At 53.8% G+C, this 26,356-nt stretch carries 22 protein-coding genes and 1 pseudogene; 22 read left to right on the top strand and 1 reads right to left on the bottom strand.

Translation table 11 applies throughout. The features are described 5' to 3' along the window. The 21 genes and pseudogenes from BMW41_RS07520 to BMW41_RS07620 all read left to right on the top strand — a co-directional run. A pseudogene (locus BMW41_RS07520) lies at positions 1 to 434 on the top strand (PT domain-containing protein); the annotation flags it as partial. A 249-nt stretch (positions 435 to 683) separates the two neighbouring features. After that, positions 684 to 2,249, top strand: coding sequence for an exo-beta-N-acetylmuramidase NamZ family protein (locus BMW41_RS07525; RefSeq protein WP_074649563.1), 1,566 nt, complete (start codon positions 684 to 686; stop codon positions 2,247 to 2,249). Positions 2,250 to 2,423: 174 nt separating this feature from the next. Further along, a complete protein-coding gene (ftsH, locus tag BMW41_RS07530) occupies positions 2,424 to 4,265 on the top strand; it encodes an ATP-dependent zinc metalloprotease FtsH (protein ID WP_074649564.1) in 1,842 nt (613 codons plus the stop codon). 129 nt (positions 4,266 to 4,394) lie between these two features. Then, positions 4,395 to 5,849 (top strand): IMP dehydrogenase, encoded by a 1,455-nt coding sequence (guaB, locus tag BMW41_RS07535; protein ID WP_031474832.1) that lies wholly within the window; start codon positions 4,395 to 4,397, stop codon positions 5,847 to 5,849. 413 nt (positions 5,850 to 6,262) lie between these two features. Beyond that, positions 6,263 to 6,709: a transcription antitermination factor NusB gene (gene nusB / locus BMW41_RS07540; RefSeq protein ID WP_031474830.1), complete on the top strand. Its 447-nt coding sequence runs from the start codon at positions 6,263 to 6,265 to the stop codon at positions 6,707 to 6,709. 3 nt (positions 6,710 to 6,712) lie between these two features. After that, positions 6,713 to 7,996 (top strand): exodeoxyribonuclease VII large subunit, encoded by a 1,284-nt coding sequence (gene xseA, locus BMW41_RS07545; protein WP_074649565.1) that lies wholly within the window; start codon positions 6,713 to 6,715, stop codon positions 7,994 to 7,996. Then, positions 7,989 to 8,237 carry an exodeoxyribonuclease VII small subunit gene (gene xseB, locus BMW41_RS07550; protein ID WP_074649566.1) on the top strand — a complete coding sequence of 83 codons (249 nt, stop codon included), beginning with the start codon at positions 7,989 to 7,991 and terminating at the stop codon, positions 8,235 to 8,237. The genes xseA and xseB overlap by 8 nt, the downstream gene beginning before the upstream one ends. Next, on the top strand, positions 8,234 to 9,118 hold the full coding sequence (locus tag BMW41_RS07555) for a polyprenyl synthetase family protein (RefSeq protein ID WP_074649567.1): 885 nt from the start codon (positions 8,234 to 8,236) through the stop codon (positions 9,116 to 9,118). The genes xseB and BMW41_RS07555 overlap by 4 nt, the downstream gene beginning before the upstream one ends. 17 nt (positions 9,119 to 9,135) lie before the next feature. Beyond that, positions 9,136 to 11,028 (top strand): 1-deoxy-D-xylulose-5-phosphate synthase, encoded by a 1,893-nt coding sequence (gene dxs, locus BMW41_RS07560; RefSeq protein ID WP_074649568.1) that lies wholly within the window; start codon positions 9,136 to 9,138, stop codon positions 11,026 to 11,028. 52 nt (positions 11,029 to 11,080) lie between these two features. Continuing rightward, positions 11,081 to 11,890, top strand: coding sequence for a TlyA family RNA methyltransferase (locus tag BMW41_RS07565; RefSeq protein WP_031474820.1), 810 nt, complete (start codon positions 11,081 to 11,083; stop codon positions 11,888 to 11,890). 14 nt (positions 11,891 to 11,904) lie between these two features. Beyond that, positions 11,905 to 12,780: an NAD(+)/NADH kinase gene (locus BMW41_RS07570; RefSeq protein ID WP_074649569.1), complete on the top strand. Its 876-nt coding sequence runs from the start codon at positions 11,905 to 11,907 to the stop codon at positions 12,778 to 12,780. Further along, positions 12,777 to 13,229, top strand: coding sequence for an arginine repressor (argR, locus tag BMW41_RS07575; RefSeq protein ID WP_074649570.1), 453 nt, complete (start codon positions 12,777 to 12,779; stop codon positions 13,227 to 13,229). Before BMW41_RS07570 ends, argR begins: the two co-directional genes overlap by 4 nt. Before the next feature lie 39 nt (positions 13,230 to 13,268). Further along, positions 13,269 to 14,951 (top strand): DNA repair protein RecN, encoded by a 1,683-nt coding sequence (gene recN, locus BMW41_RS07580; protein WP_074649571.1) that lies wholly within the window; start codon positions 13,269 to 13,271, stop codon positions 14,949 to 14,951. After that, the gene (locus tag BMW41_RS07585; RefSeq protein ID WP_074649572.1) at positions 14,948 to 16,861 is read left to right on the top strand and encodes an NAD(+) synthase; all 1,914 of its coding nucleotides are present in this window, start codon (positions 14,948 to 14,950) and stop codon (positions 16,859 to 16,861) included. Before recN ends, BMW41_RS07585 begins: the two co-directional genes overlap by 4 nt. Next, positions 16,858 to 17,664, top strand: a complete 807-nt coding sequence (locus BMW41_RS07590; RefSeq protein ID WP_074649573.1) for a TrmH family RNA methyltransferase — start codon at positions 16,858 to 16,860, stop codon at positions 17,662 to 17,664. The genes BMW41_RS07585 and BMW41_RS07590 overlap by 4 nt, the downstream gene beginning before the upstream one ends. After that, positions 17,654 to 17,932 carry a DUF6637 family protein gene (locus BMW41_RS07595; RefSeq protein WP_074649574.1) on the top strand — a complete coding sequence of 93 codons (279 nt, stop codon included), beginning with the start codon at positions 17,654 to 17,656 and terminating at the stop codon, positions 17,930 to 17,932. The genes BMW41_RS07590 and BMW41_RS07595 overlap by 11 nt, the downstream gene beginning before the upstream one ends. A gap of 31 nt (positions 17,933 to 17,963) precedes the next feature. Continuing rightward, positions 17,964 to 18,944 (top strand): biotin--[acetyl-CoA-carboxylase] ligase, encoded by a 981-nt coding sequence (locus BMW41_RS07600; RefSeq protein WP_074649575.1) that lies wholly within the window; start codon positions 17,964 to 17,966, stop codon positions 18,942 to 18,944. 239 nt (positions 18,945 to 19,183) lie between these two features. Then, positions 19,184 to 20,353 (top strand): RNA polymerase sigma factor RpoD, encoded by a 1,170-nt coding sequence (gene rpoD / locus BMW41_RS07605; protein WP_031474804.1) that lies wholly within the window; start codon positions 19,184 to 19,186, stop codon positions 20,351 to 20,353. Between the two features lie 250 nt (positions 20,354 to 20,603). Then, a complete protein-coding gene (locus tag BMW41_RS07610) occupies positions 20,604 to 21,254 on the top strand; it encodes an epoxyqueuosine reductase QueH (protein WP_074649576.1) in 651 nt (216 codons plus the stop codon). Positions 21,255 to 21,469: 215 nt separating this feature from the next. Further along, positions 21,470 to 22,822, top strand: coding sequence for a CobW family GTP-binding protein (locus tag BMW41_RS07615; RefSeq protein WP_074649577.1), 1,353 nt, complete (start codon positions 21,470 to 21,472; stop codon positions 22,820 to 22,822). 42 nt (positions 22,823 to 22,864) lie between these two features. Further along, positions 22,865 to 23,818, top strand: coding sequence for a TIGR03943 family putative permease subunit (locus tag BMW41_RS07620; protein WP_074649578.1), 954 nt, complete (start codon positions 22,865 to 22,867; stop codon positions 23,816 to 23,818). Between the two features lie 64 nt (positions 23,819 to 23,882). Here BMW41_RS07620 and BMW41_RS07625 read toward each other — a convergent pair whose 3' ends face one another. Further along, positions 23,883 to 24,176: a YerC/YecD family TrpR-related protein gene (locus tag BMW41_RS07625; protein ID WP_031474796.1), complete on the bottom strand. Its 294-nt coding sequence runs from the start codon at positions 24,174 to 24,176 to the stop codon at positions 23,883 to 23,885. Between the two features lie 315 nt (positions 24,177 to 24,491). On the opposite strand from BMW41_RS07625, the gene BMW41_RS07630 reads away from it, so the two are divergent. Then, positions 24,492 to 25,997, top strand: coding sequence for a polysaccharide deacetylase family protein (locus tag BMW41_RS07630; RefSeq protein ID WP_074649579.1), 1,506 nt, complete (start codon positions 24,492 to 24,494; stop codon positions 25,995 to 25,997). Positions 25,998 to 26,356: the final 359 nt, after the last annotated feature.

Below are 26,356 nucleotides of genomic sequence, written 5' to 3' on the forward strand. Positions count from 1 at the left end.
CAACTCCGGTTGTGAGTGAAGCTCCGGTCACTCCGGCAAGTGAAGCGCCGAGTGCAGAGCCGAGCAATCTGCCAAGTGAAGCGCCGAGTGCAGAGCCGAGCAATCTGCCGAGTGCAGAGCCGAGCAATCTGCCAAGTGAAGCGCCGAGTGCAGAGCCGAGCAATCTGCCAAGTGCACCGCCGAGTGCAGAACCGAGTGTAGAGCCGAGCAACGAACCGACTCCGAGTGAGGAGCCGTCCGGAAGCGAGGAGCCGTCCGGAAGCGAGGAGCCGTCCGGAAGTGAAGAGCCGTCCGGAAGCGAGGAGCCGTCCGGAAGCGAGGAGCCGTCCGGAAGCGAAGAACCGGCCGGAGGCGACGACACGTCCGGAAGCGAAGAACCGGCCGGAGGCGAGGAGCCGACCGGAGCACCGTTGTATGATGGTGAGCTGGGCTAATGGGCCGGTATTTGCCGGAATGATGTAAAATATGAGAAACAAATGAGTCATACTTTTTGATGATGAAAGACGAAGAGGTGTTGCACATTGGTTGATGGATCAACTGGTGTGCAGCACCTTTTTTTGGTCATGGAAAAGTGCTTTGCATTTCCGGTGGCTGGCCTGTTGTACCGGTTGTTGTGATATAATTCTTCTTAGAGCCGGGAGCAGTTCCGGCAAATCATTCGGAGAGAAATGAGGGCAGAGCTTATGAAGAAATGGATCGTACTGGGCATCCTTGTGACGGCGCTTGCGGGAGGCTGCGCAAAGAACGCTCCGGTTTCCGAATCGTCTAGGGCGGAAACAGCGGACAGCGGATCGGAAGATGCATCCGGCGTTGCATCGGAGGAAAAAACAGCAGCCGAAAACAAAACGGAAGAGAAGAATGTGGTTCTTCTCGGAGATGAGCAGTTTGACCGCTATCTTCCGCTGCTTGACGGAAAGAGGGTGGCACTTCTTTCCAATCACACCGGCATTGTCGGCGACCGGACCAGTCTTTTCGGTCAAAAGAGGGAAAAAGGGGATGATCTGGTTCCGTTCGGTTATGACCGGGATGGGAAAGAGGTCGAATACGGCCAGCATATTCTGGATGCACTGATCGAACACAATGTGAATGTATCTGCCATCTTCAGCCCGGAACACGGGTTTCGGGGAACGGAAGATGCGGGAGCGAGCATCGACGATACGGTGGATCCGAAGACCGGTGTTCCGATCCTCTCGCTTTATCATGATAATACGCATTATCCGTCGGCGGAGAGCATGGATTCGTTCGACACACTCGTGGTGGATATGCAGGATGTGGGATTGCGGTACTATACCTACTACATTTCCATGTACTATATGATGGACGCCTGCGCGAAATCCGGAAAGGAAGTCGTTATTCTGGACCGGCCGAATCCTAACGGGTTTTATGTGGACGGGCCGATCCTGAAAGAGAAGTACAAGTCCCCTGTCGGACAGCTTCCGATTCCGGTTGTATACGGAATGACCTGGGGAGAACTGGCGCAGATGATCAACGGGGAAGGATGGCTGGAATCCGGGAAAAATGCCTGCCGTCTGACCGTGATCCCGTGTCAGAATTACACGCACTCCATGAAGCCGGTTCTGATCCGGAGGCCGTCCCCGAACATTAAGGACATGCGGGCCGTGTATCTCTACGCATCCACCTGCTTTTTTGAAAATACCTACATTTCCGTAGGCCGGGGAACGGAGATGCCTTTTGAGATCTGGGGAAGTCCGTATCTTTCGGAGAAAGACTATCCGTTTTCGTTTGCCCCGGAGAGCATGGACGGAGCGGGAAATCCGCAGTTTGAGGGAAAAGTCTGCAACGGAAGAGATCTGAGAGAGATCCCGTTGGAAACAATCTGGGAAGATGGCATTCAGCTGGACTATCTGGTCAGCGCATACCGCGATTTTCACAAAGCGCATCCGGATCTGGATTTTTTCGGATTCCGAAAAGACTACGAGTATGACTGGATCGATTATCTGAGCGGTTCCGACGAGCTTCGGAAGCAGATCATCGCCGGAAAAAGCGCCGAGGAGATCAGAGAGTCATGGAAAGCGGAGATCGCTTCGTTCCGGGAGCAGAGAAAACCCTATCTTTTATATGAAGATTGTGAATGCGAGAATCCATACCGGGGAAGCGGAAAGCAGAGAACGGAGCGTTGTATTGGAACGGCAGCAGGTCTCTGCTTTCTTTATATATTCTTTATAGAAATTTTACTGACATGGACCGGACTCGGTGCTAAAATGTTAACTGTTCCACAACACATATAACAAGCATTGTTTTTTCCGGTTCTTTTATAAGAAACTGCTCCGCATTTCCTGCGAAACGGGTGTTCCGGCGGTGAAAAAAATCGTGAAGGAGAACTGCCATAATCCGGAATACCGGACGGAGCACGGAGAGAGACATATGCGATGTCAGACAATAAAATGAAAGGAAACATGAGTATGAATGAGATTAAAACCCCGAAAAAACCGCAGATTTTTTACTGGCTTGCGGTGGTTCTGGCCGTGGTGTTCTTCAACGCGGTTGTCACGCCGGCGATTATCCGCCGGACGGTGAAAGAGGTGGATTACAGCACCTTCATGGATATGACGGAAAACGGTGAGATCGGTGAAGTACAGATTGAAGACAATCAGATCATTTTTACCGGATCGGACGGAAAGACCGTCTACCGCACCGGACCGGTGACGGATCCGGAGCTGACGGAACGTCTTCATAAGAACAATGTGAAGTTTTCTGGAACGATCGTGGAGAAGGCGTCTCCGATTATGACCTTTATCACATCCTGGATTCTGCCGATCCTGATCTTCTGGGGACTCGGGCAGTACATGTCCAAGAAGATGGCCGGAAAAATCGGAGGAGGAGTCGGCGGTTCCATGCCCTTCGGGATGGGAAAAAGCAATGCCCGGGAATACGCGCAGTCGACTGCCGGGATCCGGTTTGCGGATGTGGCCGGTGAGGATGAGGCGAAGGATAATCTGAAAGAGATCGTCGAGTATCTTCATGCACCGTCCAAATACCGCGATATCGGCGCATCCATGCCGAAGGGAATTCTCCTTGTCGGTCCTCCGGGTACCGGAAAGACCATGCTGGCGAAGGCAGTTGCGGGAGAGGCAGGCGTTCCGTTCTTTTCCATCTCCGGCTCCGAGTTTGTGGAAATGTTTGTCGGTATGGGCGCATCCAAAGTCCGTGATCTCTTCAAGCAGGCAAAGGACAAGGCTCCGTGCATTGTGTTTATCGATGAGATCGATGCCATCGGAAAAAAGAGGGACGGTGGCAATTTCGGAGGAAACGACGAAAGGGAACAGACCCTGAATCAGCTCCTCACAGAGATGGATGGTTTCGAAGACAATTCCGGTATCATGATCCTGGCGGCAACCAACCGGCCGGAGGCGCTAGATCCGGCTCTGACCAGACCGGGCCGATTTGACCGGAGAGTTCCGGTGGAACTTCCGGACCTCAAGGGAAGAGAGGCGATCCTCCGCGTTCACGCGAAAAAGATTAAGGTTTCGGACAATGTCGATTTTGAGAAGATTGCCCGGATGGCGAGCGGCGCTTCCGGCGCGGAGCTGGCGAATATGATCAATGAGGCGGCGCTCCGTGCGGTCCGCGACGGCAGAAAGTTTGCGAGTCAGTCGGATCTGGAGGAATCGATCGAAGTTGTGATTGCCGGATATCAGAAGAAGAACGCGATTCTTTCCAATAAAGAAAAACTCATCGTCTCCTATCACGAGATCGGCCACGCGCTGGTAGCGGCGCTCCAGACCAACTCTGCCCCGGTTCAGAAGATCACCATCATACCGAGAACCTCGGGTGCACTCGGATACACCATGCAGGTGGAAGAGGGCAATCACTATCTGATGAGTCAGACCGAGATGGAGAACAAGATTGCGACGCTGACCGGAGGCCGCGCCGCGGAGGAAGTGGCGTTCCACAGCATCACCACCGGCGCGAGCAACGATATCGAGCAGGCGACGAAACTTGCCAGAGCCATGATCTCACGTTACGGCATGAGTGAGGAATTCGACATGGTGGCGATGGAGACGGTTCAGAATCAGTATCTGGGCGGTGATGCAACTCTCGCGTGCTCGGCCCAGACGCAGGCAAAGATCGACCAGAAGGTGGTGGAGCTTGTCCGGAGAGAACATGAGAAGGCAAAAAACATTCTTCTTCAGAATAAGAAGAAACTGGATGAACTGGCGAAATATCTCTATGAGAAAGAGACGATCACCGGCGAGGAATTCATGGATATTCTGAACCGGGAAGGCGAAGAAAACACTCTGTAACATTTTGTAGGATTGTGACCGATTGGATTGATTTTTTTAATATCGGGTGCTATGATGGGAAAAATCACCTGAAAAGAAGCAGAAAAAGACTTTGTTTCAGCACTTAATCGATGAAAGGAAGGCACGACAATGGCACAAATTATTGGCGAGGGAATTACATTTGATGACGTTCTTTTGGTACCGTCTTATTCTGAGGTAGTACCGAATCAGATTGATCTCTCTACACAGCTGACCAAAAAGATCAGACTGAACATCCCGCTGCTCAGTGCAGGCATGGACACCGTAACTGAGAGCAAGATGGCCATCGCGATGGCACGCCAGGGCGGAATCGGTATCATTCATAAGAATATGTCTATTGAACAGCAGGCAGAAGAAGTTGACCGAGTTAAGAGATCCGAGAATGGCGTTATCACCGATCCGTTCTTCCTTTCCCCGGACAATACCCTTGCCGACGCTGACGACCTGATGGGAAAATACCGCATTTCCGGTGTTCCGATTACCGTAAACGGAAAGCTGGTCGGCATCATCACGAACCGTGACCTGAAATTCGAAGAGGATTATACCAAGAAGATCAGCGAGTGCATGACAAGCGAGAACCTTGTCACCGCGAAAGTCGGCGTGACACTTGACGATGCAAAGAAGATTCTTGCCCGTGCGAAGGTGGAGAAGCTTCCGATCGTGGACGATGATTTCAACCTCCGCGGTCTCATCACCATCAAGGACATTGAAAAGCAGATCAAGTATCCGAACTCTGCAAAGGATGAGCAGGGAAGACTTCTGTGCGGCGCTGCAGTCGGCATCACCGCCAATGTTCTGGACCGTGTTGCTGCGCTGAGAGACGCACATGTCGATGTTGTCGTTCTGGATTCCGCTCACGGCCATTCCGCAAATGTCATCCGCTGCGTGAAGATGATCAAGGAGACATTCCCGGATGTACAGGTTATCGCGGGCAATGTGGCAACCGGCGAGGCAGTAAAGGCTCTGATCGAGGCCGGCGTCGATGCTGTTAAAGTTGGTATTGGACCGGGTTCCATCTGCACAACCCGTATCGTTGCCGGTATCGGTGTTCCGCAGATCACTGCGGTGATGGACTGCTATGCGGCGGCGAAGGAGTACGGCGTTCCGATCATCGCGGACGGCGGTATTCAGTACTCCGGCGATATCGTAAAGGCTCTGGCAGCAGGCGGAAGCACTGTCATGATGGGCTCCATCTTCGCAGGCTGTGACGAGGCACCGGGCGCGTTTGAGCTGTTCCAGGGAAGAAAATACAAGGTATACCGCGGCATGGGCTCCATCGCGGCGATGGAGAACGGTTCCAAGGACCGCTATTTCCAGGAGGGCGCGAAGAAGCTTGTTCCGGAAGGCGTCGAGGGACGCGTGGCATACAAGGGTTATCTGGAGGACACCGTATTCCAGCTTCTCGGTGGAATCCGTTCCGGTATGGGATACTGCGGCGCACCGACGATTGCGGATCTGCAGAAGAACGGCAAGTTCGTCAAGATCTCTGCGGCTTCTCTCAAAGAGTCCCATCCGCATGATATTCAGATCACAAAAGAGGCTCCGAACTACAGCGTAGACGAGTAATCAGGGCTGGGATTTTGCCGTAAGAACAGGATCGCGAAGCGCGGAAGGTTCGGTTTCGGAATCAGGCAGGGCGAAGTATCCGTCACCGCCGGTTTCGGCATATGTACCCACGGGCGAAAGCCCGCCAGGGATGACAATTGTACATGTGAGCGCGAAGAAGGGTTCTTTGCGTGTTTTCACGGGCGGAAGTTGTTCTCTGGGACACTTCCGCCCGTTTTTTCATAGGAAATTTCTTCGAAATTCTTATGAAAAAAAGATCCGCGGACCTTCATACCTATTGTTAACCGCTCTTGTTTCGGGCGATGACATACGTTATAATTATAAGCACCTATGACCATATCTCCCGGGGATGAGGGAGATGGCGGAGTCATAGTCCGCTTTCGGACTATGATTCGGATCAGGAGGATAAATTTATGAAAACCAGAAGACAGCTGAGAGAGCATTGCTATAAACTTCTTTTTTGCACCGGATTCCATTCCGAGGAAGAAATTCCTGAGCAGATCGACAATTACTTCGGAGAACCGAAGGAGAAGGATGAGACGCCGGAGGGAGACGGAGAAGTCCTTCACAATCCGGAGATGGATTCCGATTCCCGCATCTATGTGACGGAGAAAGTACAGAAGATTCTTGCGGTTATTCCGGAACTGGACGGGAAGATCAACGGCATCGCAAAGGGCTGGAAGACAACACGTATGGGCAAGGAGGAACTGACGATTCTCAGACTTGCGCTCTACGAGATGCTCTATGAGGAGGATACGCCGGAGAAGGTATCCATCAACGAGGCAGTGGAGCTTGCGAAGAAATACGGCGGCGATGATTCACCGAAATTCGTCAACGGAATTCTCGCAAAGCTTGTATAAATCATGGCAAGTGTATACTCTGTCACCCAGATCAATTCCTACATCCGGAACATGTTTGCGACGGATTATGCGCTGCGGAGGGTTTCGATCCGCGGAGAAGTCTCGAATCTGAAATATCACAGTTCGGGACACATCTATTTCACGCTGAAAGATGACGGCAGCAGCATTTCTTCCGTCATGTTTGCGGGAAAGCGGGCGGAAGGACTGAAATTCCGGATGACAGAGGGCCAGAAGGTCGTTGTCTCGGGAAGCGTAGAAGTATACACGAAGACCGGACAGTATCAGCTCTATGCGGCAAAGATCGAAGCGGAGGGCCAGGGCGACTTGTTCCGCCGGTATGAGGAACTTCGAAACCACCTGCAGGAGATGGGTCTGTTCGATGAATCCTATAAAAAGCCGATTCCGAGGTATGCGCGCCATGTCGGAATCGTGACGGCTTCCACCGGCGCGGCGATCCACGATATCATGAACGTCTCTGCCCGCAGAAATCCCTACGTTCAGCTGACGCTCTGTCCCGCACAGGTTCAGGGAGAAGGTGCGGCAGCGTCCATTGCGGCCGCAATCCGGAAACTGGATGCCCTTCACCCGGATGTCATGATCGTGGGAAGAGGCGGCGGATCCATCGAGGATCTGTGGGCCTTTAATGAAGAAGAGGTTGCGAAGGCGATTTTCCGATGTGAGACGCCGGTGATCTCGGCAGTCGGCCACGAGGTTGACTGGACGATCGCGGATTTTACGGCGGATCTCCGCGCACCGACGCCGTCTGCGGCGGCGGAACTGGCAGTGTTTGACTATGCGCTGTTCTGTTCGCAGCTGTCAGAGGCGCGGCGTGGGATGAGGAATGCCGCTGCGAAGAAGCTGGACCGCGAGCGAAGCCGGCTGGATCATTTCCGGCAGGTGATCGAGCTACACAGCCCGGGCCGGGTGCTGAACGAAAAACGGCAGAATCTGGCGGAGATGAGTGATGCAATGATGCGCGCGCTGGAGATGAAGATTTCTGACCGGCGCCGGGTTTTGGAGAGTGCCGGCCGGGATCTCGGGCGGCTGATGGAGCGGAAACTGGAAATGCGGAAGAATGAACTCCGCGTTCTGGCAGGCCGTCTCGACGGTATGTCGCCGCTTCGGAAAGTGAGCGGCGGTTTCGGATTTCTGACAGACAGCACCGGCACAAGGATCGAGTCGGTCGGACAGGTGAAGAGCGGAGAATCCATTCGGATCCGCCTGTCGGACGGAAAGATCCGCGCGACGGTAGAGGATACAGAGAAAACGGGAGGAATCGATGGCTGAAACAGAGCAGAAGACGAAGAAGCCGGCAGCAAAAAAGCCGGTGGATCTGACGAAACTCAGCATTGAGGAACTTTTTGAGGGGCTGAATCAGACCATTCAGAAGATGGACGACAGCAGCGTGTCACTGGAAGAGACGTTTCAGCTGTATGAGCTGGGCATGAAGGCCGTGAAAGAGGCAGGATCCCGCATCGACGAGGTCGAGAAGAAGATCCGTATCCTCGACGGGGAGGAAGAAGCATGAGCAGTGATTTGTTCCAGCGGGAAAAGCAGGAGATCGACGCGATCGTGGCTTCCTATCTTCCGGAAGAAAAGGGAGAGCAGGCGACCATTTTCAGGGCGATGAATTATAGCGTGGAGGCCGGAGGAAAACGGATCCGGCCGATGCTGATGAGGGAAGTCTACCGTCTTTTCGGCGGAACCGGCCGGGAGATTGAGCCGATGATGGCCGCGATGGAGATGATGCATACCGCATCCCTGATCCATGACGATCTTCCGTGCATGGACAATGATGAATTCCGCAGAGGAAAGAAGACGACGTGGGCCGTGTTCGGCGAGGATATGGCCACGCTGACCGGCGATGCGCTGATGATTTACACGTTTGAGACGGCGGCAAAGGCGCTGGAATTAACCGATGATCCGGCAAAAGTCGCCCGGTGTATGCGGATCCTTGCCGAAAAGAGCGGCGTCTACGGTATGACCGGCGGTCAGTGTGTGGACGTGGAACTCACCGGAAAGGCGATTCCGAAAGAAACGCTGAATTTCATCTACCGTCTGAAGACGGGGGCGCTTCTGGAGGGATCGATGATGATCGGAGCCGTCATGGCCGGCGCATCGGAGGAAGATATCCGGAAAGTGGAGAAAATGGCGGCGGACATCGGTCTGGCGTTCCAGATCGAGGACGATATTCTGGATGAGATCTCCACGACGGAGGAACTGGGAAAACCGGTGGGAAGCGACGAGAAGAATCACAAGACGACCTATGTGACGGTCGAGGGACTGGAGAAGTCGCGGAGCGACGCAGAGCGCCTTTCGGAAGAGGCGGTGGAGATCCTTCACGAACTTCCGGGCGAAAACCGTTTCCTGGAAGAGATTATCCGGAAACTGGTTTCCAGAAAGAAATAAAACAGGGAGTGTGTGTATTGATCCTTGAAAGAATAAATGGACCGGAAGACGTAAAAAAGCTGAACCAGAATCAGCTGATCCGTCTGTCGGAGGAAATCCGGGAATTCCTGATCGAAAAGATCAGTGTGACCGGAGGACATCTGGCGTCGAATCTCGGCGTGGTCGAACTGACGATCGCCATGTACCGCGCGTTCAATTTTCCGGAGGATAAAGTGATCTGGGATGTGGGACACCAGTCTTACACTCATAAGATACTGAGCGGAAGAAAATCGGATTTTGACAATCTCCGTCAGTACGGCGGCATGAGCGGCTTTCCGAAACGCTCGGAAAGCCGTTTTGACGCGTTCGATACCGGACACAGTTCAACATCGATCTCCGCCGGGCTCGGTATTGCCCAGGCGCGGGATCTTCAGAAAGAGCAGTACAAGGTCATATCGGTGATCGGGGACGGAGCCCTGACCGGCGGTATGGCCTATGAAGCGTTAAACAATGCCGGCCGGATGAAGACCAACTTTATCATCGTTCTGAATGACAACAATATGTCCATTTCGGAAAATGTCGGCGGAATCTCGACATATCTGAGCAGCATCCGCGCGGATGAGGGGTATAATCTTTTGAAGAAGAACGTCTCTCAGTCGCTGTCGGCGATTCCGGTGCTGGGCGACAGCATGGTGCATGCGCTCCTGCGGACCAAAAACAGTATCAAGCAGCTCTTTGTGCCGGGCATGCTTTTTGAAAATATGGGCATTACCTACCTCGGTCCGGTGGACGGCCATGATGTGAAGCGGCTCGAGCATATTTTCCGTGAGGCGCAGAAGATCGACCACTCCGTGCTGATCCACGTGATGACGAAAAAAGGAAAAGGATATGCGCCGGCAGAAAAGAATCCGGCGGCTTTTCACGGTGTGGGTCCCTTCGAGATTGAAACAGGGCTTCCGAAAGCCCCAAAAAAGTATCCGAGTTATACGGATGTTTTTTCGGAGGAGATCTGCCGCATGGCGGAAAAAGACCGGAAGATCGTGGCGATTACCGCCGCGATGCCGGACGGAACGGGACTCTCGGAGTTTGCGAAGCGTTTCCCGAAGCGGTTTTTCGACGTCGGGATCGCGGAACAGCATGCCGTGACCAGTGCGGCCGGCATGGCATCGGTGGGGTTAAAGCCGGTGGTCTGTGTCTATTCCTCCTTCCTGCAGAGGGGATTCGATCAGATCGTCCACGACGTCTGTCTCCAGAATCTGCCGGTTGTGTTCTGCCTGGACCGGGCGGGACTGGTCGGTGCGGACGGAGAGACCCATCAGGGAATCTTTGATCTCTCGTATCTGTCCCTGATCCCGCACATGACGGTGATGGCACCGAAGAACCTGTGGGAACTCCGCAGTATGCTTCATTTTGCCATGGAGCTTGGCCGGCCGGTGGCAGTGCGATATCCGCGGGGCGAGGCATACCGCGGACTGGAAGAATACCACCAGCCGGTGGAATACGGGCGTGCAGAGATGCTGATCGAAGAGTCGGAGACGGCACTCTGCGCGGTGGGAAGCATGGTCAGCTGCGCGGAGCATATCCGCGAGAAACTGAAAGCAAAAGGCCATCCGTGTACGCTGGTGAACGGCCGGTTTGTGAAACCCATTGACACGGATATGATTGACCGCCTCGCAAAGAATCACCGGACCATCGTGACGCTGGAGGAAAATGTTCTCCGCGGCGGTTTCGGCGAGCGCGTAACGGATTACGCGCACAAGCATCATCCGGAGATCAAAGTGATCAACATTGCCCTTCCGGATGATTACGTGGAACACGGAAATGTCTCCGTTCTCCGCAGCATGCTGGGGATCGACAGCGATTCCATCCTCGAGAGGATCAACCGGGAAGTTTACGGCGCAGATTACAGCTCTGAAAAAGGAAATGAATAAACGGACCGGTTTGACGGTATTAGACAGAACGGAATAATAGGAGGTTCTTTCAGTGAAGGAAAGACTGGATGTCCTGATGGTGAACCGGGGCCTTGCGGAATCCCGCGAAAAGGCGAAGACGATCATCATGTCGGGAATTGTATATGTAAACAATCAGAAGGAAGACAAGGCCGGATCCCAGTTTAAGGATGACGTGACCATCGAGGTTCGCGGGGCGACGCTGCAGTATGTCAGCCGCGGAGGTCTGAAGCTGGAGAAAGCCATGAAGGCCTTTCCGATTGATCTCCATGGAACGACCTGCATGGATGTCGGGGCATCCACCGGCGGGTTCACGGACTGTATGCTGCAGAACGGCGCGGTGAAAGTCTTTTCCGTCGATGTCGGACACGGACAGCTGGCATGGAAACTCCGGAATGATCCGCGGGTTGTCTGCATGGAAAAATGCAACATCCGTTACGTCACGCCGGAAGACATCGGAACCGCTGTGGACTTCTCCTCCATCGACGTCTCCTTTATCTCGCTGACCATGGTGCTCGGCCCGGTAAAAGAGATTCTGAGAGATGGCGGTCATGTGGCAGCGCTCATCAAGCCGCAGTTTGAGGCGGGGCGCGAGAAAGTCGGCAAAAAAGGCGTTGTCCGTGAAAAGAGCACGCATGTCGAGGTGATCGAGAAAGTCATCGCCTATGCGCACGAGATCGGATTGACCGTGGAGGGACTGGACTATTCTCCGATCCGTGGACCGGAAGGAAATATTGAATACCTCATTTATCTCGGGAAAAATGACGGACAGCCGGATGCGGCGCTTTCCGGACAGCCGGTCATCGATGTGGTTGAGGCAGCACATGCGGAGCTGGATAAATAAAACGCGAAAAGGGTATGAAAAAGTTTTTTCTGATTGCAAACCGCAGTAAGGACGCCGCCCAGAAGACGGCGGACGACATTCAGAATTATCTGGAGGAGAACGGCTGCCGGTGTATGATCAGCCGGGATTCGCTTCCGACGGGGATCTTTGATGAAAAGGTGCCGAAACGCCGATACCGTTATACCAATCCGGACGAGGTGCCGGACGGTACCGAGTGTGTGATTGCCCTCGGCGGAGACGGAACGCTTCTTCAGGCCTCCCGGGATCTGGCCGGACTTGATATTCCGCTGTTTGGCATCAATCTCGGGCATCTTGGATACCTGACACAGGTGTCCAGCGAACCGGAGCTGATGCCGGCGCTGGACTGCCTGATGGAAGGGCTTTTCCGGGTGGACCGGAGAATGATGCTTCACGGGAAGATCTGGTCCGGCGATACGGTGATCAGCGACGACATTGCCCTGAATGATGTGATCCTGAACCGATACGGCATGGACGCACTCCGGTTTGACGTCTATGTCAATGACACGGTTTTCAATGAGTACAAGGCGGACGGCATGATCGTTGCGACGCCCACCGGTTCGACGGCTTACAACCTGTCGGCGGGCGGTCCCATCGTGGACCCGGGGGCAAAACTGATGATTCTCACGCCGATCTGTCCCCATACCCTGAATTCCAGAAGCTACGTGCTTCCGGCGAGCAGTAAGGTTTCACTCCGGCTGGATCCGGAGTACCGGCTCCGCCAGTGCGTCAGCTTTGACGGAGGAATACCGATAAAAATGATGCCGGGAGACCGGATTGATATTGAGACAGCAGGACTGACGGCACCGCTGGTCAACCTTGACCGGGTTCCGTTCCTTGAAATCATACGGAGGAAGATGAGACAGATATGAAACTGGAAAGACACAGCAAAATCGTTGAACTCATCGGTAAGCATGACATTACCACGCAGGAAGAACTGGCGTCCTATCTCAACCGGGAAGGCTTTCATGTAACCCAGGCGACGGTCTCCAGAGACATCCGGGAACTTCGGCTGATGAAGGTGCAGACGTCGGACGGAAAGCAGAAGTATGCGGTATTTCACCCGCAGAATGACTTTGACGACAAATACATTCGCATTCTTCATGACAGCTTTCTGTCCATGGATATGGCGCAGAATATTCTGGTCATCAAGACGGTTTCCGGCATGGCGATGGCATGCGCGGCAGCGCTGGACAATCTTCGTTTTCCGGAAGTGGTCGGAAGCATCGCCGGTGATGACACCGTCATGTGCGCGATCCGGAGTGTGGACGACACCATTGTCCTGATGGACAAGATCCGGAAACTGATTGCGGCGGGCTGAATATAACAATACTTGGAGAGGCATGTGGAAGGGGGAAACATGTTACTTCATTTGCATGTCAGAAATCTGGCACTGATTGATTCCGCCGAGGTGGATTTCGGGCACGGCCTGAATATCCTCACCGGTGAGACCGGCGCGGGAAAATCGATTCTGATCGGATCGGTGAATACGGCGCTGGGTGGAAAGACGTCGAAAGACATGATCCGCCAGGGTGCGGATTCCGCGTCGGTGGAACTCATTTTTTCCGTGGACAGTGACCGTCTGCGGAAGGCGCTGGCGGACCTTGATGTGGAGCCGGATGAGGACGGCCTCGTGATCGTGAGCCGCAAAATCACCCCGCAGAGAAGTCTGTCCAGAATCAACGATGAGACGGTGACTGCAGCGAAACTGCGCAGCATTACGTCACTTCTGATTGATGTTCACGGACAGAACGATCACCAGTCACTTCTCTATAAGAGCCGTCATCTGGAGATTCTGGACGCGTTCGGAAAAGAGGAGACCGCGGAACTCCGGGAGAAGACGGCGGAGACATACCGCCGGTATGCGGAGCTGAAGAGGAAGCTTGAGACTTTTACCGGCGATGAGGATCAGCGGCTGAGAGAGCAGGATTTCCTGAATTTTGAGATCCGGGAGATCGAGGAGGCAGAGCTTAAGCCGGATGAAGAGGAAGCCCTTGAGCAGGATTTCCGGCGCATGAACAACGCGCGCCGGATCGGCGAACACATCCGCCGGGCGAGAAATGCCATGGACATGGACGGCACGTCGGATGCGCTGGCGGCAGTCAAAGAGGCCTACCGGTTTGATGAGAATCTGAAGAATATCCATGACATGCTCTATGATATGGACTCCATGGCGGAGGATCTCCGCCGGTCTTTAGATGAGTATATGGAGGAGATGAGCTTCGACGAGGAGCGCTATCACGAGGCGGAGGAGCGGCTCGATCTCATCCACAATCTGGAAGCAAAATACGGAAAGACAATACCGGACGTTCTGAATTCGCTGGAGCGGATGCGGGACCGGCTGACCGAGCTGGAACATTTTGAAGAGGCGAGAAGAAACGCGGAAAAAGAGCTGGAAGTCTGCAGTGCGGAGCTGGAGAAACTTTGCGGGAAACTGACCGAAAAGCGGCAGAAGACGGCAAAGAAGCTGACCGGAGAGATCGCCAGACGCCTTCTGGACCTGAATTTCCTGGATGCGCGGTTCCGGATGGAATTCCGCAGACTGGATCATTTTACGGCAGACGGCTGGGATGAGACGGAATTCATGATGAGCGCAAACCCGGGAGAACCGGTGCGCCCGCTGGGCGAGGCGGCTTCGGGAGGCGAGCTCTCTCGCGTCATGCTGGCGATCCGAACCGTGCTCGCGGAGACGGATGACATTCCGACGCTGATCTTTGATGAGATCGACACGGGAATCAGCGGCAGAACCGCACAGAAGGTGTCCGAGCAGCTGCGCATGATCTCGGAGCGGCATCAGGTGATTCTGATCACACATCTTCCGCAGATCGCGGCAATGGCGGATCAGCATTACGAGATCCGCAAGTCCGTGGTAAACGGGCGCACCGCAACCGGAATCCATGCTCTCACGCAGGAGGAAATGTGTGAGGAATTGGCGAGACTTCTCGGCGGCGCGGAGATCACGGATGCGGTCCGTCAGAATGCGGCAGAGATGAAGAGACTGGCGGATGCCGGAAAAAACAAGAGGAGACAGGAACTGACATGAGAGACGGGTTTGTACGCGTCGCGGCAGCAACACCGGACGTGAAAGTGGCGGACGTCACATTTAACACAGATAAAATCATTGAGGGAATACAGGAAGCGGCAAAAAAGGGCGTAAAGATTCTGGTTTTTCCGGAACTTGCGGTTACCGCCTATACCTGTGCGGATCTGTTTGAACACAGACCTCTTTTGGATGCGGCAAAACAGGGACTTCGGAGAATCGTGAAGGCAAGTGTCGGCTCCGATATGCTGGTGTTTGCCGGTGTGCCGTGGATTTACAGCGGAAAACTCTATAACTGTGCCGCGTGCGTACAGAACGGACATCTCCTCGGACTTGTGACAAAGAAATGGCTTCCGAACTACAGCGAGTTCTATGAGGCGAGATGGTTCACCGAGGGCTTTGACGAGGCGGTTGAGGTGAATTTCGACGGCGAAACCGTGCCGATGGGATCGAAGATCCTCTTCGCCTGCGAGGAGGAAGAAGATCTTGTGGTCGGCGCGGAGGTCTGTGAGGATCTCTGGGTGCTTCTTCCGCCGAGTATCTCCCATGCGCAGGCCGGTGCCACCGTGATCGTAAACTGTTCCGCCAGCGACGAGACCACCGGAAAGAGCGATTACCGGAGAACACTGATCAGCGGACAGTCCGCAAGGCTTCTTGCAGCCTATATTTATGCCAATGCCGGCGAGGGCGAGTCGACCACGGATCTGGTCTTCGGCGGGCAGAATCTGATCGCGGAGAACGGCTCGGTGCTGGCGGAGAGCGAGCGTTTTAAGAACGGCATGATCACGGCGGACATTGATCTGGAGCGCCTTGCGGCGGAGAGAAGAAGAATGACCACCTACCGCGAGGAGGGAAGAAAGAACTACCGGATTGTTCGGTTCAGTCTGAAGGAGAGCGATGAGCCGCTGGAGCGTTTCATTGATCCGTCCCCGTTTGTTCCGGGAAATCCGCTGGAGCGGCAGAAACGCTGTGAGGAGATCCTGAACATTCAGGCGATGGGACTGAAAAAACGTCTGATGCACACAAACTGCAAATCGGCGGTAGTCGGTATCTCCGGCGGTCTCGATTCCACCCTCGCGCTTCTGGTGACGGCGAGAGCCTTTGATCTGTGCGGTATTCCGAGAAAGAACATCGTCTCGGTTACGATGCCGGGCTTTGGCACAACCGACCGGACGTACAACAACGCCTGCAAAATGACGCGAATTCTCGGGGCGGAGCTCCGGGAGGTCAGCATTGCGCGCGCCGTGACGGTTCATTTTGAAGATATCGGTCATGATATCAATGTGCATGATGTGACCTACGAGAACGGACAGGCCCGGGAGCGCACCCAGATTCTGATGGATATCGCAAACCAGACGGGCGGACTCGTAATCGGAACCGGCGATATGTCGGAGCTCGCGCTCGGATGGGCGACCTACAACGGCGATCACATGTCCATGTACGGTGTCAATGCCGGCGTTCCGAAGACGCTGGTGAGACATCTGGTCCGGTACTATGCGGATACCTGCGGAGATGAGGCGCTGGCGGACATTCTGAAGGATGTTCTCGACACGCCGGTCAGCCCGGAGCTTCTCCCGCCGGAAGACGGAAAGATCTCCCAGAAGACCGAAGATCTCGTGGGGCCGTATGAACTGCACGATTTCTTCCTGTATTATGTGCTGCGCTTCGGCTATCATCCGGCGCGTATCTACCGTCTGGCCGTGCATGCGCTGGGCAACGAGTACCCGCATGAGACGATCCTGAAATGGCTGAAGACGTTCTACTGGCGGTTCTTTGCGCAGCAGTTCAAGCGTTCCTGCCTTCCGGACGGACCGAAGGTCGGATCCGCGGCGGTATCTCCGCGCGGTGATCTCCGTATGCCGAGTGATGCCGTGGTGAAGCTGTGGAGAGAGGAATTAGAGGATCTGGTATGATAACAAGTCAGTCGAATGCGAGAGTGCGCGAAGCGGCGATGCTGGCGCAGAAGGGAAAAGAGCGCCGAAAACAGGGACTGTTCGTCGTGGAAGGTCCGCGCATGGCTGCGGAGATACCGGACGAACTCTGTCAGTCGGTCTTTGTATCGGAGAGCTTTCTTGCACAGCATCCGGAGGGCGATGTGTGGCGCGATGCCGTGGAGAAGAAAGGCTATGAAGCCGTGTCGGACGAGGTGATGCGGTATATGAGCGATACACAGAATCCGCAGGGCGTCTTCTGTGTGGTGAAGCAGCTGTCCTGGACGCTGGAGGAGGTACTTCATCCGGCGGGAGAGGGACCGGCACTTCTGATGGTGCTGGAATCCCTTCAGGATCCGGGAAACCTCGGCACGATCCTCCGCGCCGGAGAGGGTGCGGGCGTGACCGGTGTCATCATGAATGACGAGACAGCGGATATCTATAACCCGAAGGTGATCCGTTCCACGATGGGATCGGTGCTTCGTGTGCCGTTTATCCGGGTGAGTGATCTGGCCGGAACACTTGAGGAAGTCAAAAATGCGGGCGTTCGCCTGTATGCGGCGCATCTTGCCGGAAAAAACAATTACGAGGATGAAGATTATCATGAACCGGCGGGGTTCATGATCGGAAATGAAGCAGCCGGTTTAACGGATGAGACTGCCGCGCTTGCCGATGCGCTCGTAAAGATCCCCATGGCGGGAAAAGTGGAATCTCTGAATGCGGCGGTGGCGGCATCGGTGCTGATGTTTGAGGCTGCAAGACAGAGGAGAAACCATGCGAGATAATTACATACCCTATGTGGCCCGGATCGTGACCGGCTCAGTGATTGTGGTCTCCGCGATTCTCCTGTTTATCGATGCAGAGACATGGCGGATCCTGTTTCCGTTTGTTTTTTTCGTGTCTTCGGCGGTCTGCACGCTGGACGGGATTCTTCTGATCCGGCGGACCGGCGGAGATTTCAGGGCGCATCTGATCTACATGATTCCGATTGTGATCGGGGCGGCTCTCTTTGTGTTCGGCGTGATTTCGGTGCTGACCATCATGTTCCGATAAAGATAGAAGATACAGTACGGAGGTTGGAAGTTTGAAAACAGAGATACTCAGAATGCTGAAAGAGACGGAAGGATACATATCGGGTCAGTTTCTCTGTGAGAAATTCGGTGTATCGAGAACAGCAGTGTGGAAAGTGATCCGTCAGCTCGAGTCGGAAGGATATGAGATAGAGGCGGTGCGGAACCGCGGATACCGGCTGCGGATGGCCGGGGATGTGATGACGCAGGAGGAACTGGCGAGCACCATCAACACCCGGTGGGCCGGAAGATCGCTTCTTTATATGGATGAGGTGGATTCCACCAATAATCTGATCAAGCAGCTGGCTGAGCAGGGGGCCGGGCACGGAACCCTTGCCGTCGCGGATGCCCAGACCGGCGGAAAAGGCCGGAGAGGCCGCGTATGGCAGTCGCCCCACGGCGTGGGAATCTGGATGAGTCTTTTAACCAGACCCGAGCTTCTTCCGGAGAAGGCGTCCATGATGACGCTTCCGGCGGCCATGGCGGTGGCGGATGCAATCCGGGAGACGACCGGACTGGATTCTATGATCAAATGGCCCAATGACATTGTGGTGGGCGGAAAGAAGGTTTGCGGCATTCTGACGGAAATGAGCGCGGAAGTCGGGGCAATTAACTACGTAGTTACCGGAATTGGCATAAACGTTAATACGGAGGCATTTCCGGACGATATCAAAGACATAGCAACATCACTGCTGATTGAGACGGGAAAAAGGGTTCGCAGAAGCCCGATTATCGCGGCAACGATGGCCGCCTACGAGAGATACTATGATCTGTTTATGGAACATGGGGATATGACGGCACTCATGGATGATTATAATGCGCGCCTTGCGAACCGGGACCGCGGGGTACGCGTTTTAGCGCCGGAGCACGAATACACCGGCACAGCACTCGGAATCGATGAGAACGGCCTTCTCATTGTCAGAACGGAAGACGGGGAGATCCGGAAAGTTCTCTCCGGCGAGGTATCGGTCAGAGGCATTTACGGATACGTGTAAATGTGTAAAAGCGTCTGGATAAGATGCCGCTTGTGGGGAAAACGCGCAAAGTCCTGTGGATACAGGCAGAGACTGTGTGGATAAAATCAGAACCCGCATTGGATTCGTCTTTGGGAAAAGATCTTTTTGAAAGGCGTTTCAGAAAGATCGGAAGAAGACTTGAAATCGGTACGGAAAGTGTATATACTGAAATTTTGCACGGATAGATTTATCGACACATCTCGGTGAAAGGATGTACTGTGAATAAGAAAGATTTTTTAGCGAAACTGCAGAAACTGTCAGAACTTGGAAAACAGAATGATAACGTATTGTCGATCGTCCAGATCGAGAATGTGTTTGCCAAAGATGATCTGAAAGAAGATCAGATGGAAGAGATCTATGCATATCTCGAGAGCATTCATATCCATGTAAATACAGATACAGAGGAAATCGATCCGGTGGAGGAGACATCGGAGGCGGAGATTGACGCGGAATGTCTGAGCGGAAAAGTGATCGAGGAAGATCCGGACGATGATTTCCTGAAAAATGAAGAAGATGAGGAAGATGAAGTCGACCTCAACGCGGTGAATCTTCTGGAAGGTATCGGAACGGAAGATCCGGTCCGCATGTATCTGAAGGAGATCGGTACGGTGCCGCTTCTCAGCGCGGAGGAGGAGCTTTCGCTTGCCAAAAGAAAGGCAAACGGCGACGAGCACGCAAAGGCACGTCTCATCGAGGCAAACCTTCGTCTGGTAGTCAGCATTGCAAAGCGTTATACCGGCCGCGGCATGAGTTTTCTGGATCTGGTGCAGGAGGGAAATCTCGGCCTGATCAAGGGCGTTGAAAAGTTTGATTATACCAAGGGTTATAAGCTGTCAACTTACGCGACATGGTGGATCCGTCAGTCGGTTACGAGAGCGCTTGCCGATCAGGCGAGAACAATCCGTGTGCCGGTTCATATGGTTGAGACCATCAACAAGATGTCCAAGATGCAGCGTAAGCTGACATTGGAACTGGGCTATGAGCCGTCTGTTCCGGAGCTGGCAAAGGCACTGGATATGACGGAAGACAAGGTTATGGAGATCATGCAGATCGCCAGAGAGCCTGCTTCTCTCGAGACACCGATCGGTGAGGAGGACGATTCCAATCTGGGCGATTTCGTGGCGGACAACAACATCACGACACCGGAGGAAAATGTGGAATCCGTCATGCTGAAGGAGCACATCAACACCCTGCTGGAGGATCTGAAGGAGAGAGAACGTCAGGTTATCATTCTCCGTTTCGGTCTGGAAGACGGTCATCCGAGAACTCTGGAGGAAGTCGGAAAAGAGTTCAACGTTACGCGTGAGCGTATCCGTCAGATCGAGGCAAAGGCGCTCCGGAAGCTCAGAAATCCGGTCCGCTCCAAGAGAATCCGCGATTTCCTGTAAACCCGCGGATAACCTTTCCGGGGCTGTGTCGGCATAAGGGCTGGTGGCTGCCGCGACTATGGTGGAATGGAAGATACACTCAACAGCTTCATTGCTGTGCCGGCATAAGGGCCGGCGGCTGCCGCAACACCGGTCGGACCCCGTGAAACGCGTGCTGTTTCGCAGAACAAAGATACAGGACAATAGAGATACCAGGAGAAAGCAGCTTGCCTTCCGGCAGACTGCTTTCTCTGCGATAGCCGGAGGAAACATGAACAAGCGGAATTATCAGAAAGAGCTGGACCGTTTTATCGAAGAGATCCGGAACGAAGGCCGCGTCCCGAAGCTCCTTCTTCACGCATGCTGCGCGCCGTGTTCCAGTTATTGTCTGGAATATCTGTCGCAGTATATGGAGATCACGGTTTTTTATTTCAATCCGAATATCACGGAGAAAAAAGAATACGAGTACCGCGTCTCTGAGGAGAAGCGCCTGATCCGGGAACTTCCGGCAACTCATCCGATCTCCTTTCTGGAGGGGGATTACTGTCCGGAGCGGTATTTTATGGCCGTGAAGGGCCATGAGGCAGATCCGGAGGGGGGAGACCGGTGCACGATCTGTTTTGAACAGCGTCTTGAGGAAGCCGCGAAGGTCGCGAAAGAGGGAAATTTCGACTTTTTCACCACCACACTGACGATCAGTCCGCTGAAAGATGCGGAGCGGCTCAACCGGATCGGTGAGGAGATGGGAGCGCGGTACGGAGTCAGCTGGCTGGGATCCGATTTCAAAAAGAAAAACGGCTACCGCAGATCCACCGAACTCAGCCGGGAATACGGACTCTATCGGCAGAATTACTGCGGCTGCGTTTTCTCCAAACGGGAAGCGCAGGAGCGGGAAGCACGGCAGAAAGAGGCGGAAGAATAAGCCGGCCTCAAGTCGGAATCCGCGCCGGGAAGGAAAACGGATGACGGGACAGGATGACGGGCCGAGTCAGGATGACGAAGCCCGGCAGACATCGCAGGACCGGAACATTAGATTGTGCACAATCTTGACAAAGCATACGGTTTATGCAACAATGCAGGTTGGACTGATTAACAATTAGCCATAGCAAACTGGTTATACATATTGGGGGCATTATCATGACAAAGATTGATATTATCTCCGGTTTCCTCGGAGCCGGAAAGACAACATTTATTTCCCAGCTGATCAAGGCAGCGCTTCACAAAGAAAAGGTGGTTCTGATCGAGAATGAGTTCGGTGAGATCGGCATCGACGGAGGATTCCTCCAGGATTCCGGCATCGAGATCCGCGAGATGAATCAGGGCTGCATCTGCTGTTCTCTGGTCGGTGATTTTGAGACTTCTCTGTCCGAGGTCATCACAAAGTATGCACCGGACCGCATCATCATCGAGCCGAGCGGAGTCGGCAAGCTTTCCGATATCATCGGCGCGGTCAAGAAGGTTTCCGCGAATCTGGAAGTGGAGCTGAATGCCGCGGTAACCATCGTGGATGCGAAGAAGGCAAAGATGTATGCCCGCAACTTCGGTGAGTTCTTCGAGAACCAGATTCAGTATGCCGGCAATGTCGTGCTCTCCAGAACCGACATCGCGACGGAGCAGAAGGTTGAAGAGGCTGTCGGCATTGTCCGCGGCATCAACAAAGACTGCAAGATTATCACGACGCCGATCGCGGAGCTCGACGGCGATACCCTGCTCGACATCATTTCCCAGCCGGACAATCTGGAAGAGGAAATGATGAAAGAAGTGATGGAGCGCCTTGAGGAGCACGAGCATCATCACCATGATCACGACGATGATGACGAGGAGTGCGAATGCCATCACCACCATCATGACGATGATGACGAAGAGCATGAGCACCATCATCACCACCATCATGACGGCGAGGAGTGCGACGACGAGGAGTGCGAATGCCATCACCACCATCACGACGATGATGACGAGGAGCATGAGCACCATCATCACCACCATCATGACGGCGAGGAGTGCGATGACGAGGAGTGTGAGTGCCACCACCATCATGACGACGATGACGAGGAGCATGAGCATCATCACCACCATCACGATGGCGAGGAGTGCGATGATCCGGAGTGCGAGTGCCATCACCATCATGAGGGGGAGCACCACGACGGCGAGGTGCATGTTCACAATCATCACCACCACCATCATCACCATCATGACGGCGAGCATGATGCGGATGAGATCTTTACCAGCTGGGGACTTGAGACACCGGCAAAATACACCAGAGAAAAGGTGGAGGAGATTCTCCATAAGATGTCCGAGACCGAAGAATTCGGACAGGTTATCCGCTGCAAGGGAATGCTTCCGCAGGAGGGAAGCGAAAAATGGATCCACTTTGACATGGTTCCGGAGCAGGTTGACATCCGTGAAGGATCCGCTTCCTACACCGGAAAAGTGGTTGTCATCGGCGCGGATCTGAAAGAGGATCTCATCAAGGCGGCATTTGTCGGCTGATACGGAAAAACAGAATCATTACGATAGAAAAAGAGGTCAAACATGGCTGAAAACAACGAAAGAATTCCGCTGTTTCTGATTAACGGCTTTCTCGAGGCCGGAAAGACACAGTTTATCAATTTTACCATCCAGCAGGAGTATTTCCAGACAGAGGGTAAGACACTTCTGATCGTCTGCGAGGAAGGCGAGGAGGAGTACGACGAGGAGCTTCTCGCAAAGCACAACACCGTTATGGTTGTGGCGGACGACGAGGATTCCATGACGGAAGCATATCTGATGGGACTTCAGAAAGTTCACAATCCGGAGCGTGTGCTGATGGAGTGGAACGGTATGTGGGATATCACAAAACTGCAGATTCCGTCCAGCTGGGAGTTCTATCAGCAGATTTCCATTATGAACGGTGCAACTCTGGAGCCGTATCTGAACAACAACGATCTCAAATCCCTGGTCGGCCGTATGGTCCGCAGCACGGAGCTTCTGATCGTCAACCGCTGTGACGGCATCGAGGACAAGCTGGCGGGGTATCACCGTGTGCTGAAAGGCATGAATGCGCAGTGCGATATCGTATTTGAGAACAGCGACGGAGAGATTGACAATGTGTCGGAAGAGGATCTTCCGTATGATGTCAATGCGGATGTGATTGTTATTCCGGACGATGCGTACGGAATCTGGTATATCGATACCTTTGACAAGCCGGAACGCTACCGCGGTAAGACGGTCGAGTTTACCGGAATGGTATTAAAGAGACCGGAGTTCCCGGCCAATGACTTTGTTCCGGGAAGAATGGCGATGACCTGCTGTGCGGCGGATATGTCCTTCCTCGGCTTCATGTGCAAGTCCAAGGGCATGGGAAGAAAGGTTCAGAATCAGGACTGGGTTCGCGTCAGAGCAAAAGTCGAGTATGAATACCGTCCGGAATACGAAGGAGACGGACCGATGCTCTATGCGGAGGACGTACAGCCGGCAGAACCGATCGAGGGATATGTCGGATTCTGATGAAATAAAATAAACCAGGCTTGGGATACGCTCCATCCGGAGGATCCGCAGCCTGGTTTTGCCGTTATTCTTCACCGAGACGTTTCAGGACCAGATCGTAGCCGTCGCTTCCGTAGTTCAGCGCGCGGTTGACACGGCTGATGGTTGCAGTGGAAGCGCCGGTGAGCTTCGCGATTTCGAGGTAGGTTTCCTTCTTGCGAAGCATGGAGGCAACCTCAAAACGCTGAGCCAGTGAGAGGATCTCGTTCACCGTGCATACATCCTCGATGAACGCGTACGCCTCATCCAGCGTCTGAAGCTGTAAGATACCATTTAACAGATGGTCGACCTCCGGATTATGAATTTTGTCATTGCTCATGTTCCGTTTCCTCACTCTCTTATAGTTGATGCCGGCGGAAGAATCCGTCCCGGCAATAATATCAGAAATGATGTCCGTATAAGAGAATTTTAACACGGTGAAGTCGTAAAGTCCATAGAAAAACTGCGGCTTTTCCCTTTTCTTGACGAACAAGGGCGATTTTAGTATGATTTGAACGGTGCCGCCGTAAAAGTGTGTCTACGGGACGGCAGCGCGGAGGGAAAGCGGAATAAAGACAGCGAAAACAGAGTCTCCGTTACGCGCAGTCCGTCAGCCTTTCGGCGGATATTATCACAGAAAACAGAGGTAAAACCGATGAGTCAGTATAACAACAGAAGAAGCAGAAGACGCCCGAACGCGCGCAGTCTTTGGTCCGTGCCGTTTCTGGCCGGAACACTGATCGTGCTGTGCGTTGCAGCCGGAATTCTCTTCTTCGTGAAAAAGAATGACAGCGCCCTTGGCGGAAAGATCGAGAAAGAGACCGGTGCGGCGGAGTCTGCATTCAGCGGAGAAAGCGGCGCAGCCGGCGAATCCGGAGAAGACGTCTCTGCGGAAAATGCGGCTGCGGCAGACGCAAACGATCTGGAGAGCGTTCTCGCGGCAGCGGACCGAAAGGCGAAAATGTACGACTATGACGGTGCAATCGCGGACCTGAAAGCGAGCGCCTTTGCAGACGACGAGCAGGTTACCAAGGCCATGGAAGGCTACGAGCAGACCAAATCCACGCTGGTTCGTCAGGATACGTCGAAAGTGACCCATGTATTCTTCCACACTCTGGTTGTGGATACGTCGAAGGCATTTGACGGTGACAGCCGTGAGGCGGGATACAATCAGGTCATGACGACCATTCCGGAGTTTAAAAAGATTCTTCAGCAGATGTATGACCGCGGTTTTGTACTGGTTCGTCTCCACGATGTGGCGTATGAGGAGAAGCAGGCAGACGGTTCCATGAAAATGAAGCCGGGCGACATCATGCTTCCGGAGGGCAAGAAGGCCTTCGTCATGTCGCAGGATGACGTCTGCTATTATGAGTATATGACCGGCGACGGCTTTGCGACCAAAATGGTGATCGACGAAGACGGAAAGCCGAAATGCGAATATCAGAAGGATGACGGGACGGTGGATGTCGGCGATTATGATCTGGTTCCGATTCTGGACCAGTTTATCGAAGAACATCCGGATTTCTCCTACCGCGGAGCAAAGGCCTGCCTTGCATTCACCGGATACAACGGCGTTCTCGGCTACCGTACCGATGACGCATATCTGACCAATGAAAAATTCCTTGCGGCGCATCCGGATTTCGATATGGAAAAGGAAAAGCAGTCCGTCCGCGATGTGGCGGAGTGCCTCCGGAAAGACGGATATGAGCTGGCAAGCCATACCTGGGGTCACCGCAATGTCGGTGCCATCTCCCTTGCCGATCTTCAGACCGATACCGACAAGTGGGCAAATCGCGTGGAATCCCTGATCGGAAAGAGCGATATCATCCTCTTCCCGTTTGGCGCCGATATCGCGGACTGGCATCCGTACAATACCGCCGATGATCGCTATCAGATCCTTTACAAGGCCGGATTCCGGTACATCTGCAACGTAGACAGCAACCAGTACTTTGTCCAGTACGGCGACGATTACTTCCGTCAGGGAAGACGCAATCTCGACGGATACCGCATGTATTATGATCTGCCGGAGAGCAATCCGACCAAGTCCCACCTCGACGATCTCTTTGATGTCAATGAGGTCTTCGACCGGTCCAGACCGACACCGGTTCCGCCGATGGGACATGAAACCAAGGGTGTGGGAAATGTGACCGCCGGACACTGACCGGAAGTGGGGCAGGTTCCTTATGGGGGAATTTCCCAAATGATAAATGCGGGACGCATTTTAAATGTCTGATAAAACGTGAGAGGGAAGCGGGGTTGAACCGCTTCCCTCTCTTTTTGGTGCGCCCGGCGGGCGCACGTTCTAAGGGGTGAAAGTCCCTGATCCGCCCGGCAGTGGGAAGGATGCAGCCAGAGGCAAGGGCTCCACCGTGAGGTGTGGGTCTGAAGGAAGCCCGAGGCAAAGCGCTGGCCTGACGAACAGGAATCCCGAACAGGCTGTGAAGCGTGGATGAGGCTGCCAAACAAGCCAAAGTCCAAAAACTGCACGGAACGCCAACAGTAGACGGGACAGGTATAAGT

Origin of the sequence: [Clostridium] aminophilum (assembly GCF_900101295.1) — a bacterium.
GTDB classification, from domain to species: Bacteria; Bacillota; Clostridia; order Lachnospirales; family Lachnospiraceae; genus Clostridium_R; species Clostridium_R aminophilum_A.

What these genes read in the sequence shown, in the direction of transcription:
- BMW41_RS07555 (WP_074649567.1), top strand. Translation starts at nt 8,234, where the DNA reads ATGAGCAGTGATTTGTTCCAGCGGGAAAAGCAGGAGATCGACGCGATC.
- BMW41_RS07620 (WP_074649578.1), top strand. Translation starts at nt 22,865, where the DNA reads ATGGCTGAAAACAACGAAAGAATTCCGCTGTTTCTGATTAACGGCTTT.
- nusB (WP_031474830.1), top strand. Translation starts at nt 6,263, where the DNA reads ATGAAAACCAGAAGACAGCTGAGAGAGCATTGCTATAAACTTCTTTTT.
- BMW41_RS07610 (WP_074649576.1), top strand. Translation starts at nt 20,604, where the DNA reads ATGAACAAGCGGAATTATCAGAAAGAGCTGGACCGTTTTATCGAAGAG.
- xseA (WP_074649565.1), top strand. Translation starts at nt 6,713, where the DNA reads ATGGCAAGTGTATACTCTGTCACCCAGATCAATTCCTACATCCGGAAC.
- recN (WP_074649571.1), top strand. Translation starts at nt 13,269, where the DNA reads ATGTTACTTCATTTGCATGTCAGAAATCTGGCACTGATTGATTCCGCC.
- BMW41_RS07590 (WP_074649573.1), top strand. Translation starts at nt 16,858, where the DNA reads ATGATAACAAGTCAGTCGAATGCGAGAGTGCGCGAAGCGGCGATGCTG.
- xseB (WP_074649566.1), top strand. Translation starts at nt 7,989, where the DNA reads ATGGCTGAAACAGAGCAGAAGACGAAGAAGCCGGCAGCAAAAAAGCCG.
- BMW41_RS07615 (WP_074649577.1), top strand. Translation starts at nt 21,470, where the DNA reads ATGACAAAGATTGATATTATCTCCGGTTTCCTCGGAGCCGGAAAGACA.
- ftsH (WP_074649564.1), top strand. Translation starts at nt 2,424, where the DNA reads ATGAATGAGATTAAAACCCCGAAAAAACCGCAGATTTTTTACTGGCTT.
- BMW41_RS07630 (WP_074649579.1), top strand. Translation starts at nt 24,492, where the DNA reads ATGAGTCAGTATAACAACAGAAGAAGCAGAAGACGCCCGAACGCGCGC.
- BMW41_RS07595 (WP_074649574.1), top strand. Translation starts at nt 17,654, where the DNA reads ATGCGAGATAATTACATACCCTATGTGGCCCGGATCGTGACCGGCTCA.
- BMW41_RS07525 (WP_074649563.1), top strand. Translation starts at nt 684, where the DNA reads ATGAAGAAATGGATCGTACTGGGCATCCTTGTGACGGCGCTTGCGGGA.
- argR (WP_074649570.1), top strand. Translation starts at nt 12,777, where the DNA reads ATGAAACTGGAAAGACACAGCAAAATCGTTGAACTCATCGGTAAGCAT.
- BMW41_RS07585 (WP_074649572.1), top strand. Translation starts at nt 14,948, where the DNA reads ATGAGAGACGGGTTTGTACGCGTCGCGGCAGCAACACCGGACGTGAAA.
- guaB (WP_031474832.1), top strand. Translation starts at nt 4,395, where the DNA reads ATGGCACAAATTATTGGCGAGGGAATTACATTTGATGACGTTCTTTTG.
- BMW41_RS07625 (WP_031474796.1), bottom strand. Translation starts at nt 24,176, where the DNA reads ATGAGCAATGACAAAATTCATAATCCGGAGGTCGACCATCTGTTAAAT.
- BMW41_RS07570 (WP_074649569.1), top strand. Translation starts at nt 11,905, where the DNA reads ATGAAAAAGTTTTTTCTGATTGCAAACCGCAGTAAGGACGCCGCCCAG.